Source organism: Marinilactibacillus psychrotolerans, from assembly GCF_900101525.1.
GTDB classification, from domain to species: Bacteria; Bacillota; Bacilli; order Lactobacillales; family Carnobacteriaceae_A; genus Marinilactibacillus; species Marinilactibacillus psychrotolerans.
The window spans coordinates 1-12,658 of sequence record NZ_FMZD01000008.1; the positions used below are offsets into that span (position 1 = coordinate 1).

At 35.9% G+C, this 12,658-nt stretch carries 13 protein-coding genes and 1 rRNA gene; 1 reads left to right on the top strand and 13 read right to left on the bottom strand.

What is annotated here, in order from left to right:
• A 16S ribosomal RNA gene (locus BLT22_RS05650) occupies positions 1-205 on the bottom strand; the annotation flags it as partial.
• Between the two features lie 422 nt (positions 206-627).
• A complete protein-coding gene (locus BLT22_RS05655; protein ID WP_087059986.1) occupies positions 628-1,335 on the bottom strand; it encodes an O-methyltransferase in 708 nt (235 codons plus the stop codon).
• A gap of 134 nt (positions 1,336-1,469) precedes the next feature.
• On the opposite strand from BLT22_RS05655, the gene cbpA reads away from it, so the two are divergent.
• Positions 1,470-2,108 carry a cyclic di-AMP binding protein CbpA gene (gene cbpA, locus BLT22_RS05660; RefSeq protein ID WP_091761517.1) on the top strand — a complete coding sequence of 213 codons (639 nt, stop codon included), beginning with the start codon at positions 1,470-1,472 and terminating at the stop codon, positions 2,106-2,108.
• An 80-nt stretch (positions 2,109-2,188) separates the two neighbouring features.
• On the opposite strand, the gene BLT22_RS05665 is transcribed toward cbpA, so the two are convergent.
• The 11 genes from BLT22_RS05665 to BLT22_RS05715 form a co-directional block, all read right to left on the bottom strand.
• Complete coding sequence (locus BLT22_RS05665; protein ID WP_091761519.1) at positions 2,189-2,686, bottom strand: QueT transporter family protein; 498 nt, start codon at positions 2,684-2,686, stop codon at positions 2,189-2,191.
• A 211-nt stretch (positions 2,687-2,897) separates the two neighbouring features.
• Entirely contained in the window at positions 2,898-3,254 is a 357-nt protein-coding gene (locus tag BLT22_RS05670; RefSeq protein ID WP_087059980.1) for a type II toxin-antitoxin system PemK/MazF family toxin, read from the bottom strand.
• A 90-nt stretch (positions 3,255-3,344) separates the two neighbouring features.
• Positions 3,345-3,596 carry a hypothetical protein gene (locus BLT22_RS05675; protein ID WP_091761521.1) on the bottom strand — a complete coding sequence of 84 codons (252 nt, stop codon included), beginning with the start codon at positions 3,594-3,596 and terminating at the stop codon, positions 3,345-3,347.
• A 247-nt stretch (positions 3,597-3,843) separates the two neighbouring features.
• Positions 3,844-4,194, bottom strand: a complete 351-nt coding sequence (gene acpS, locus BLT22_RS05680; protein ID WP_091761523.1) for a holo-ACP synthase — start codon at positions 4,192-4,194, stop codon at positions 3,844-3,846.
• Positions 4,195-4,444: 250 nt separating this feature from the next.
• On the bottom strand, positions 4,445-5,923 hold the full coding sequence (gene cshA, locus BLT22_RS05685) for a degradosome RNA helicase CshA (RefSeq protein WP_087059976.1): 1,479 nt from the start codon (positions 5,921-5,923) through the stop codon (positions 4,445-4,447).
• Between the two features lie 384 nt (positions 5,924-6,307).
• Positions 6,308-7,684, bottom strand: coding sequence for a UDP-N-acetylmuramoyl-tripeptide--D-alanyl-D-alanine ligase (locus tag BLT22_RS05690; RefSeq protein WP_091761526.1), 1,377 nt, complete (start codon positions 7,682-7,684; stop codon positions 6,308-6,310).
• 32 nt (positions 7,685-7,716) lie between these two features.
• On the bottom strand, positions 7,717-8,769 hold the full coding sequence (locus tag BLT22_RS05695; protein ID WP_087059972.1) for a D-alanine--D-alanine ligase: 1,053 nt from the start codon (positions 8,767-8,769) through the stop codon (positions 7,717-7,719).
• A 190-nt stretch (positions 8,770-8,959) separates the two neighbouring features.
• Entirely contained in the window at positions 8,960-9,214 is a 255-nt protein-coding gene (locus tag BLT22_RS05700) for a type B 50S ribosomal protein L31 (RefSeq protein WP_087059970.1), read from the bottom strand.
• A 233-nt stretch (positions 9,215-9,447) separates the two neighbouring features.
• Positions 9,448-10,707 carry a transcription termination factor Rho gene (gene rho, locus BLT22_RS05705; protein WP_091761528.1) on the bottom strand — a complete coding sequence of 420 codons (1,260 nt, stop codon included), beginning with the start codon at positions 10,705-10,707 and terminating at the stop codon, positions 9,448-9,450.
• Positions 10,708-10,739: 32 nt separating this feature from the next.
• Positions 10,740-12,014, bottom strand: coding sequence for a UDP-N-acetylglucosamine 1-carboxyvinyltransferase (gene murA, locus BLT22_RS05710; RefSeq protein ID WP_091761530.1), 1,275 nt, complete (start codon positions 12,012-12,014; stop codon positions 10,740-10,742).
• A 72-nt stretch (positions 12,015-12,086) separates the two neighbouring features.
• Positions 12,087-12,635, bottom strand: a complete 549-nt coding sequence (locus BLT22_RS05715; protein ID WP_091761532.1) for a biotin transporter BioY — start codon at positions 12,633-12,635, stop codon at positions 12,087-12,089.
• Positions 12,636-12,658: the final 23 nt, after the last annotated feature.

The window sequence follows — 12,658 nt, forward strand, 5'->3', positions numbered from 1 at the left end:
CTAAGAGACAGGCGTCTCGAAGAGATATGCGGTATTAGCATCCGTTTCCGAATGTTATCCCCCTCTTATGGGCAGGTTACCCACGTGTTACTCACCCGTTCGCCACTAATCCATCCTCTGCAAGCAGAGGATTTCATCGTTCGACTTGCATGTATTAGGCATACCGCCAGCGTTCGTCCTGAGCCAGGATCAAACTCTCGTTTTAAGTTTGAAAAGCTCATTGTATTAATTGTGGATGAACCTTGTTCATCCGATAGTTGTCTTGATCCAATAAAGAATCGAAGACCCCTGCACATTTGGTTAATTTTACTTTGTTCAGTTTTCAAAGATCAATCGTTCAAGCCTTCATGTTAAGCGGTTCTTGCAAACTTCAACTCAACTTGTCGACTCATATTATGTTACATTATCTTAACGATAATGTCAACAACTTTTTTTAAATATTTTTCAACTGATTTACGAGCAGCATCTGAGATTAGAAATCTCGCTTGCGTTTCATTTATCAGCAACGAGTAATACTTTACCAGTTATTATTAGTTACGTCAATATTTTTCTTTGATTTTTTGAAATATTTTTCGATAACAATTAAAAAAGGTTGATACAACAACCTTTTTTAATTGTTATTCTTTTTTACGTTTCATACATATATGAAAAATCGAATTCTTCTTTTTTTGTAATAAGTAGTAATCCATCTCCAAGAGGTAACAATGTTGTTTCTAAAGCTGGATGGTCCATGACAATTTTCAAAAAGGCATTCAATTTTTTATGGATTTTTCTTCTCCGCCTTGGAATATCTTTTTCTTCTTCTAGAATGGTACCTCCTTGTAAGACATCATCTACTGCTAATACACCGTTTTGCTTTAGTATTCGCATGCAATTGGGGAAAAAATCATAATATTTTGCTTTAGCACTGTCCATAAAAATGAAATCATATTTATGACTTTCCAATTTTTCTAGCCATTCATCCGCCTGCCCTTCTAACAACGTTACTTTATCTTCTATCTGTAATGTTTTAAAATTATCTTTAGCTTTTTCTATCATTGTGGGATTACGCTCAATTGTAGTGATCTTTCCTTCTTGATCCATATATTGTGTCATCAATCCAGCTGAAAATCCAATCGCTGTTCCTACTTCTAGAATTTCTTTAGGTTTTATCTGACCAAAAAGCCATATAAAAAACGTTACTGTTTCGTGAGGAATAATTGGTACCCGATTATCATTTGCTTCTTTTTCAATTTCTCCTAGTTTACCATCTAATTGTTTTTGAGCGGTTCTCAGGAATGTTCTGACTTCGTCTAAAACGACTGGACGATCCATCATTTCATTTATTTTATGCATTCTATTTAACCTCTACTTTCTTATTAAGAATTCCCTTTACATTTTACATGTATTCCTGTATTTCTCCAAGCAATTATCTGGTATAATAAATATGTGAGAATACGAATAAAAAAATGAGAAGGAGCAAATAAATAATGCTGATCAAACAATTAACGGTCCCCAAAAGCGCAGTAAATACAATATCCGAAAAAGCAACTTTGCAAGAATCGATTGAACTATTAGAAGAAACAGGCTTTAGATGTGTGCCTGTATTGGACGAAAGCGGAAAAATATTTCGCGGCAATATCTATAAAATGCATATCTATCGTCACAAAGCTAATGGCGGAGACATGAACCTCCCTGTTACCCATCTTTTAAAAAATGCTACAAAGTATATTCATATGAATTCTTCATTTTTTAAGATTTTTTTTATGATCAAAGATTTGCCATATATTACTGTTCTTGATGAAAACAATCATTTCTATGGGATTTTGACTCATAGTTCTATTATTGATTTGCTGCAGCAGTCTTGGAGTATTGATCAGGGTAGTTATGTATTAACCATTGCTTCTCCAGGACAAAAAGGAGATCTTACTGCAATTTCTAAAATTATTAATCGGTACTGTTCAATTATGAGTTGTATTACTTTAGATATTAAACGGGACAAGATGGTCCGTCGTACAATTATGACTCTAGAGCCCAATATATCAAAAAGAACATTAGATGAAGTCACAAATCATCTAGAACGTAAGGGATTCAAAGTCGTAGGGGTTGAAAATCTTCATAATGATTAATTGAATTACTCTATCAAGAAGGCAGTTCCCATTACAAAGTTGTAATGGGAACTGCCTTCTTTTATGCTGATTTATACTTCTTATTTTTCCATTTGTGCATTAAAATCTATTTTGCTATCCAGGAAGAGCATAACTGGTATTCCAATAGCCATTGTAATAAATTGACTGATAAATAAAGTTATATAAGTTACCCAAAAAGCTTCTTTTGTTGCTCCTGAAATAATGAGCAGTATAGCAATTATAAAACTAAAAACAGAAAACACTATTGTATTAATCAACATTTTCTTTTTGATTGAGGCCATATTTTTCGTTATAAACATCACTACAATTAGAGAGAGAATAGTATGTCCTCCTCCTAATATCCAATCAATTATCCCATATGGAGATATCAATACATTTGCCAAGACAACCCCAATACTCAAACCATATGCATACTTTTTATTAAATACGACTAAATGGTTAAGCATTTCTGACAAACGCAGTTGAATTGCTCCATACCCTAATGGAGCAATGACAAAAGTGATAATAATATATAACGACCCAATAATTGCATTTAGTACCCATTGTTTTAATTTCAATTCTTTTCCTCCTAGTTTTTGATAACGTGGGTTGGCACTTTCGAACCACGGTTGATGTACAACGAAAGTAGTGTATCATGTTTTCGATATAAGTTGCAATATCATTTTAAAAAAGGACATTCCATATTCAAACTCTGTTACACAAAAAAAAGGATAGAGCCTTATAAAGCGGACCCCACCCTTTTCACTAAGTAAATTGGCTTAACTACTACTAAATATGTTTGTATTTATTAGATAAACCTACGCTAATCGACAATGCTTCATCTATCGCATCCATAGTTTCTGCATGTAAATGTGTAACTTTATCCCGTAGACGCTGTTTATCTATTGTGCGTATTTGTTCCAAGAGCACAACAGAATTTTTCTCAAGTCCCTGATCTGCTCCTACCTCTACGTGTGTAGGCATTTTACCTTTTTGAATCTTCGTTGTAATTGCTGCAACGATAACAGTCGGACTATACTTATTACCGACGTTGTTCTGAATAATCAAGACAGGCCTCATTCCGCCTTGTTCCGACCCAACAACCGGTGATAGATCCGCATAAAAAATATCTCCCCGCTTAACCATAGGCTTTTTCTCCTCGAATTTGCCCTGTGGAATATGGTTCGTTTCGTCCGAATCTTCAATAACTTTTTCCAGCTTCGCACGTTACTTTCCTTAGATATAAGAATGGGCTTCACTGTCACAACAATCAAATTCAGAGCATATCTCTAAATTGATGTTTGCCATTTCTACATATCCTTTCCGCATGACATCCATTTTATTCATACTTTCCTTTAAGCAATACTTTACCATTTCAGACATTAGCTGAGATTCATCCATGTTTGTTTCAACACAAAATTCTACTAAATCTTCATAAACTGATTGATCTAATTCAATAATCATTTTCTTGTTGCGCTGTTCATCCATGACTGTGCCCTCCAAAAGATTATCGCTTATCTACAAACTTCCAAGATTAACCTATTCCCTACATTTAATAGAGATTAAGCAAACACTTGGCTTACATCAAGTATGTTGGATTCATCTAGAATCGAATCGTGCAAAGTTTTATCTTATAGACAAGTTTATCATGAAAGAACGATTATTAAAACAGGTCTTACAAGTTGATCTGTGACGAAATTATGACCAATAATGTAAAACAAAGGTATTTCTGTTATTAATTTTCTAATACAACTTGGGCTGCCGCTATTGAATCAGTATGCGTAATAGAAACCCAGGCATTACCTTCAAATGGCGCTTTTTTTATTTCCGGTTTCCCAAACTGGTCATTGAGAATCTCAATATCATGAAACTTTACTTTTCCTATTCCTGTTCCCAGTGCTTTTGAAAAAGCTTCTTTTGCTGAAAAACGCCCAGCCAAGAATTCTTCTTTGCGCTTACCTGTCAACTTTTGATAAATAAGAAATTCCTTATTAGTGAGAACTCGTTCTGGGAACCCTCTTCTTCGTTCACAAGCTTTTTTTATTCTTACAATATCTACCACATCTAACCCTATTCCTACAATCATAGAATTCCCTCTTTTTGCATCAATGGTTACACAGTGGTTCCACACTGCTAATTGCTTAAAATCCATATTACCAGAATCATTATAAAAAGTCATATATAAGGCGGTGCTGTTACTTACTTGTAATTTATGTACTTTATCTACATAAGCATTTTTTATTCTTCAACTATACTTTTTTTATAACTTATACAGGGTTTATTACATAATATTAAAAAAGGGACCCACTATTAATGGACCCCTTTTAAATTAATACCTATTTACTATCTTTTTTACGATAATTGTCTCGACGGCCTTTGCTGTCGCCGCGTCTGTTACCACTACGTTTATTATTACTGCTGCCACTACGGTTACTATTTCTTCGGTTTCCGCCTCTGCCGCCACCGCTATTTCCGCCTTTACGCTTGCGGTCTTTAGATGGTAAGGGTCTTTGTGGAGTGATCGTTACAGGTACGTCTGTCGGATCTTTAACCATAGATTTAACCAATGCTGCTGCAATATCTTCTGAAGAATACGCACTTAATAGCTTTTCAGCTGCAGTATGGTATTTATCTAGACCATTCTCAGTAATTGTTTTTCTAATGTCATCCATCGCAGACTCTAGCTGACTTTCTAACGCTTCATCATTTGTAGGTGGACGAAGTGAGCTTATTTCCTGTTTAGTAAGGTTTTCGATCGTACGTAAATACCCCATCTCTTGAGGCGTTACAAACGTTACAGATACACCTTTTTCACCAGCACGTCCTGTTCTTCCGATACGATGAACATAACTTTCAGGATCTTGAGGAATATCATAGTTGTACACATGTGTTAAGCCAGTAACGTCTAGTCCACGGGCAGCTACATCTGTTGCAACAAGAATATCCATTTTCCCTTTTTTAAAATCACTTAAGACACTCATACGTTTACTTTGTGAAAGGTCTCCGTGGATACCTTCCGCCTGATAGCCGCGCATCTCTAGGCCTTTAGCTAATTCATCAACACGACGTTTAGTTCTACCAAAGATAATTGCAGAAGTAGGATTCTGTACGTCAATTAGACGAGTTAATACATCAAATTTTTCATTATCACGTGCTTTTGTATAAAATTGTTCTATCGTTGCTGCTGATAGCGTTTTTGTCTTGATTTTAACAGTTTCAGGAGATTTCATGAAACGTTCAGCAATTCGTTTAATCGGTGTCGGCATTGTTGCAGAAAAAAGTAAAGTTTGACGTCCACTCGGTACTTCTTTAATAATAGACTCGATGTCTTCAATAAATCCCATATTCAACATTTCGTCTGCTTCATCTAACACTAAGGTTTCAACTTTATCCAATTTTAATGTTTTACGTCTGATATGATCTAACAAACGTCCAGGAGTTCCCACAACAATTTGTGCGCCACCTTGAATTTGTTTGATCTGTCTTCTGATATCCGCTCCACCATAAACACAAGTTACACGTACACGTTTATCTTTACTTAAACGAAATATTTCTTCTTGTGTCTGAATAGCTAGCTCACGAGTCGGTGCAATAACAAGTCCTTGGACATTGCGGTTGCTTGGATCAATTTTTTGTAACATTGGCAGACCAAACGCTGCCGTTTTTCCTGTACCTGTTTGTGCTTGTCCGATAACATCTTTACCTTCTAATGCTAAAGGTATTGTTAGTTCCTGAATTGGCGTTGTTTCTTCAAAGCCCATTCGTTCTACTGATTTTAGTATTTCTGGTGCAATGTTCAATTCGTTAAATTTCAAAAAAAAATTCCTCCTATTATTTTCCTTGGCTTCTATTTGTCTTGGAGCCAAGGAGTAATGCTTTTACAAGAGTTTAAATTCAACTCAATAAGTAGGCACTACTTAAAAGAAACTTATCACCTCAATAACTATTGAAGATAGTTCGTCGTTTCTTTTTCATATAAATACCCTACTGTTCGTATCCGAAACGCGCGATGCGACACACCAGGGCTTTAAATTCTTCTTGACTCATATTTTATTATCTGTGTTCTATCTTTAAATATTTTAAGTTAAAGATAAAATAAACAATATCGAACCATTGTTCAACAGACATCATAGCATGCATAATCTTTATTTTCAACTTATTCTAACCATATTCAAAATGAATACGTTTTATATCAATATTTATTTCTTTAATTTCTCAACAACCTCTAAGATATTTGTCCCTAAGCTAGATTTCAGCAAAACGACATCTTTACTTTGAATGGTTTTTCTTAAATAATCAACCATTGGTTTTTTATCGTTTAAAAAATGTCTGATTTTTTCAGGGTTAAAGGAATCTTTCACTTCTTCATAAACTATTCCCATCTTTTCTCCGTAAAGAACTAGGTGGTCAATAGAATTTGCATCGATAGAAGCTGCTACACTACGATGCAACTCTTCACTTAATTGTCCCAATTCTAAGATATCTCCTAAAACGACTATTTTTGCCCCTGTTGTTTCGATTGAAGAAAAATAATTTAATACAGCTTTCATCGAAGAAGGACTCGCATTGTAGGCATCATTTAAAAGTTGAGCACCATTAAAGCCTTCAATCCATTCAAGCCGGTTTTTTGTTAATTGAAATTGTTCTAATTTTTCAGCACTTGCTTCAATTGAGATTCCAAATTCTATCCCCACTAAGATTGCAGCTAAAGCATTTTGAACGTTGTATTCACCAGGTATTGGAAGAGTAATAGTCAATTCCGGTTTAAGGTTAATTGAGAATGAAGTAGAACGACTCTTCACTTCAATATCTGTAGCATACAACTTTTCTTTATCCGTTCTACCGAATGTTCGAATACTTTCTTTGGGCAATCCAGCTGTCCGTTCTACAAGTAACGGTTCTTCTCCAGGATAAATCAATACTCCGCCAGGTTTTAACCCGTCTATTATTTCCATTTTTGCATCCGCAATTCCATTTCTCGAACCAAAGAATTCAATATGCGACTCCCCAATCATAGTGATTACCGCTACATTAGGTTCAGCTAAAATAGACAAAACTCGAATTTCATCTGCCTGACTCATACCCATTTCTAAAATTATTGCTTCAGTATCTGCTGGCATTTCCAGAATTGTATAAGGTAACCCAATATGGTTATTAAAATTACCTACTGTTTTATGAGTCTTATATTTAGCTGAAAGTACTGCATCCGTCATATCTTTAGTGGTTGTCTTCCCATTACTCCCTGTTATCCCAACTACTTTAGGATTCACTTTTTTTAGATACCATTTTGCAAATTGCTGTAGAGCCTGCAAGGTATCCTTCACTTGAATAATCGGAAAATTCTTTGGTGCTTTTTCTATATCTTCGCTCCAAAAAGCTGCACTAGCACCGTTTTGAATTGCACTATCAATATATTCATGCCCATTTCGTTCGGCTATTAGCGGTACAAACAAGCTGCCCTCTGAAAGGTTTCTAGAATCAAAAGAAATGTTAGAAATACTAACTCCTTGATTCTCAGCATCATAGATGACTCCATCTGTTGCCTCTGCTATCTCATTTAATGTCCATTTTGTCATTTTTTTCTCTCCGTTAACCTTGATAACTAATGCTATCTATCTTTCAAAGATTGATTTTGTCTAGTTTTAAATCTGCGTAATCCTAATTGGATCATTTCTTCAATTAAGTCTCCGTATGCTAATCCTGTTTTTTCCCATAACCTAGGATACATACTATAGTTTGTAAATCCCGGGAATGTGTTTACTTCGTTGATATAGATTTCATTATTTTCCGTCAAAAAGAAATCTACTCGTGTTAGCCCGTTTCCGTCGATTGCCATAAAAGCTTTTGCAGCGTATTCTCGTAAAGTTTTTGTCGTTTTTTCTGATAATTCTGCTGGAATCTGTGGAACAACTTCATTTGATATATATTTGGATTCATAATCATAGAACTGTTGCTCTTTGACAAGTTCTCCTGGAACGGAAGTGTTAATATCTTCATTCCCAAGTACGGCTACTTCTATTTCACGAGCTTGTATCCCTTGTTCAATCAACACACGACGATCATACTCAAAAGCTTTTGCAATAGCCTCTACTAGTTCATTACGATCTTTCGCTTCAGAAATCCCTACACTCGAACCCATATTAGAAGGCTTTACAAACATAGGATAAGACAGAGTACTTTCCGCTTCGCTTATAACCATCTCTTGGTTTACATGCCAGTCTATTACTTTCACTTGGAAATAAGGAACGATTGGCAAGCCCGCTTCTTTGAATAAAATTTTACTGATAATTTTATCCATTCCAGTAGCACTTGCCAAAACACCTGCACCCACATATGGAATTTCAAGCATTTCTAACAGCCCTTGAACCGTACCATCTTCTCCGTTTGGTCCATGCAATACAGGAAATACAATCGTATTTTCTTTTGGAATATCAGAAAAATGAAGACCTTCCCCAATATCTTCTAAAATCAGTTCCTGAGAACTATTTACTTGGCTGGGATCCGTTATTTCGTTGCCTTTCAGCCACTTTCCTTCACGCGTGATGTAGACGGGAGTCACAGTATAGTAATTGTAATAAATTTCTTTTAAAATTGAATAGGCAGATAAAATTGATACATCATGTTCTGCACTTTTTCCTCCGTAAACTAAAAAGATATTCATTCTATTTTCTCCTTTACATTGCCCTTGTTTTAGTATGATTTGCATATAATTCTGGTAAGATACTCTATCGATTATTTTAGCAACAAAACCTTGCTTAAACAACTAAAACTATACTAGGTTATGTAAATCTTTTAGATTTAAGTAAAAAAAGAAAAGCCCTGGATACCCAGAGCTTTTCTTAGGGAACAAACTATTCGTTTTCTCCCAAATTGTATTTCTTGTTGAAACGATCGATACGTCCATCTGCTTGTGCAAATTTTTGACGACCAGTATAGAACGGATGAGAATCAGAAGAAATTTCCATACGAATTAATGGATATTCATTTCCGTCTTCCCATTCAACTGTTTCATTAGATGCTTTAGTTGAACCTGACAAGAATTTGAATCCTGTAGTAGTGTCCATAAATACGACTTGATGATATTTTGGATGGATTTCTTGTTTCATATTCTTTTCACTCCTTATGCCATAAAATCTATACGATTTCATAGTTGTCTTTTATCATAAACCTTAGTTTTACGATGTCTACCCTAGCAAAAGCAGGTAATTTACGCTACTTTTTAAGTTATGTGCAACACTACTTATCATAGCATGATTAAAAAGTGCTTGCAATGCTTTTCTACATCCTTTAGTAGATTTTCTTTTTACATCTGACTGAATGTTTACTTTTAAGTAGAACTTTATTTTTGTTTTAACATCTTTTGTACAAATTCTTCATTCTTTTTATATCTTCGTAAGGTTTTGATAAATTGATCAGTATATTCTAAAGAATCATTTCTCATACCTCGACGCAACTTATAAACAGCTTCATACTGTTCTTTAGATAGAAGCATTTCTTCCTTACGTGTACTGGAGCGTTTGATATCGATTGCTGGGAAGATTCTGCGTTCCGCGAGGTCTCTTGAAAGATGAAGTTCCATGTTCCCTGTGCCTTTGAATTCTTCGTAAATTACATCATCCATTCGGCTACCGGTATCAACTAATGCTGTAGCAACAATGGTCAAACTACCACCTTCTTCTACATTTCTTGCTGATCCAAAGAAACGTTTAGGTCGATATAAAGCAGCAGGGTCAATCCCTCCACTCAACGTACGACCGCTTGGCTGTTCTACTAAATTGTATGCTCGAGCTAATCTTGTAATACTATCCATCAAGATTACTACATCCCGCTTATCTTCAACTAAGCGTCTAGCACGTTCCAGCACTAGTTCACTTACTTTTACATGATTCTGCGGTTGTTGGTCAAAGGTTGAGTGCACAACTTCTCCATCGATGCTTCTTTCAAGGTCCGTTACTTCTTCGGGACGTTCATCTATAAGCAAGACAATCAGTTCAACCTCAGGATGGTTTTGTTTGATTCCATTTGCAATCTCTTTTAATATTGTTGTTTTACCTACTTTAGGGGGAGCTACGATCAACCCACGCTGACCGAATCCTATTGGTGCAATCAGGTCTAGTATACGTGCGGAAAGTTCATTTGGGGAAGATTCAAGTTGAATTTGTCTATTAGGGTATAAGGGTGTTAACGCTGGAAAATGAGGTCTCTCCCGTGCTTCTTCTGGATCTTTTCCATTTACTTGGCGGACATTCATCAACCCGTAATAACGCTCTCCTGATTTAGGAGGTCTAGCTGTTCCTGTTATTTTATCTCCATTTCTCAATCCAAAACGTGTCATCTGCGAAGCTGAAATGTAAATATCTTCATTACTATGAGAATAATTAATTGGGCGTAAAAAGCCAAAGTCTTGATTATAAATTTTGTCTAGCACACCCGAGACTTGAAAATAACCTTGTTTTTCTTCTTGGACTCGAAGAACTGCCAAAGATAGTTCTTTTTTATTCATCTGGCTATAATATGGAATTTTAAGGTTTTTAGCAAGTTCATAGATTTCTTTTAATGTCTTTTTTTGCAAATCGTCAAACGTTAAAAAGTTTGCCACTACTGTTTCTCCTATTCATCCATTTATTTTCTTTATTCTGTTTCCGGAACTTCTTCCATTCGAATATCTGCTCCTAAAGCTGTCACTTTTTCAACTATATGAGAATAACCTCGTAGGATATTTTCGACTCCCGTAATTTCCGTTTTCCCTTTAGCAATCAAACCTGCGATCATCAGACACGCTCCTGCTCTCAAGTCACTAGCGACCACTTCAGCACCATCTAATGTATGATTCCCTTCAATTAGGATAGTATCACTCGTAATCCGTGCCTTTGCGCCCATTCGATTTAATTCCGGGATATGCTTAACTCTTTTAGGATAGATTGTATCTACAATCATTGATTCGCCTTCCGCCATCATTAAAAGTGGTGTAAAGGGTTGTTGTAAATCTGTTGCAAATCCTGGATAAGGGAGCGTCTTGATAGAGACCCCTTTTAATTTTTGGATTGGTTTAGTAATACGCACAGAGTCTTCCCCAATTTCCATTGGTACGCCCATCTCTTCCATTTTTGCGATTAGACCTTCCATATGTTCTACAATTACATTCTTCACTAATACATTCTCACCTGCAGCTGCTGCCATAATTAAATAAGTTCCAGCTTCGATGCGATCTGGAATTACAGTGTGTCGACATCCATGCATTTTTTCCACACCATCGATTCGAATAATATCTGTACCAGCGCCTCGAATCTTAGCACCCATGTTATTCAGGAGCGTTGCGATATCAATAATCTCTGGTTCACGCGCAGCATTCTCTATGATTGTTTTGCCTTTTGCTTTAACAGCAGCAAGCATAACATTGATCGTCGCTCCAATAGAAACTACGTCAAAATAGATTCTTGACGCAGTTAAGCCTTCTTCTTGTGTTTTTAAATACATCGCGCCCATTTCATTCTCAACAGAAGCACCTAACGCTCGGAAACCTTTTAAATGCTGATCAATTGGTCTCGGCCCCAGAAAACATCCTCCAGGTAAACCGACTACTCCTTGCCCAAACTTAGTCAATAAAGCCCCCATAAAATAGTAAGAAGCCCGGAGACTTTTTATTTTTCCGTTAGGCATGGGAATTGATACCATTTCTGAAGGATCAATGACTAATGTAGATCCATCAAATTCTGTTTTAACGCGCATTTCATTGAGAATCTCAATAAGAGAATGTACATCTTGAATATCCGGAACACCCTCTAGTGTAACAGGAGAATCTGCTAATATTGCTGCAGGTATCAACGCAACTGCACTATTTTTAGCTCCTGAGATAGTCACTTCGCCCGTTAATGGTTCTCCACCATTGATTATTATTTTCTTCATAATAACTTCTATTAAACCTCTCTTTTAAAAAAATATTTTTTTACTGTGCTCTTAATGATACACTCGATAGATTTAAGCTGTACGAATTAAGACCGCTTCAAGTCGGCGGCAAACTATACCCGCTGCAAATGCTTTAACCATGTCAATGGGTAAAAATGTGGTAATGTTCGTTAAAATAATAGCCTGCCACGTTATAGGGGTCTGTAAATAAACATTCATAATGACGTACTGATAAGTTATTCCTACAACATACAACAATAAGATTCCTACTATCATTGTACTGATTACTTCCATACTTGATACTCTTTTTTCGTGTAACCTTCCTACAACTAGACTGACTAAAACAGCTCCAATAATGTATCCAAAAGCTGGAGATAAAACACTCTGGAATCCACCAGACCCTCCTGCAAATACTGGAAAACCAATTAGCCCTAGAAGCATGTAAAGTAAAATTGTTAAAGCCCCTTTATATCTGCCCATTAAAGCTGGAATTAATAGAAAAAAGAAAACTTGTAAAGTAATGGGTATAGGACCAATCGGAATGACAAAAACAGATGCAACAGAAAGCATAGAAGTTAGCACAGCAATCTGTACAAGGTCTTTAGTTGATAATTTTTTCAAAGCAATCCCCTTTGCTTTTTCAT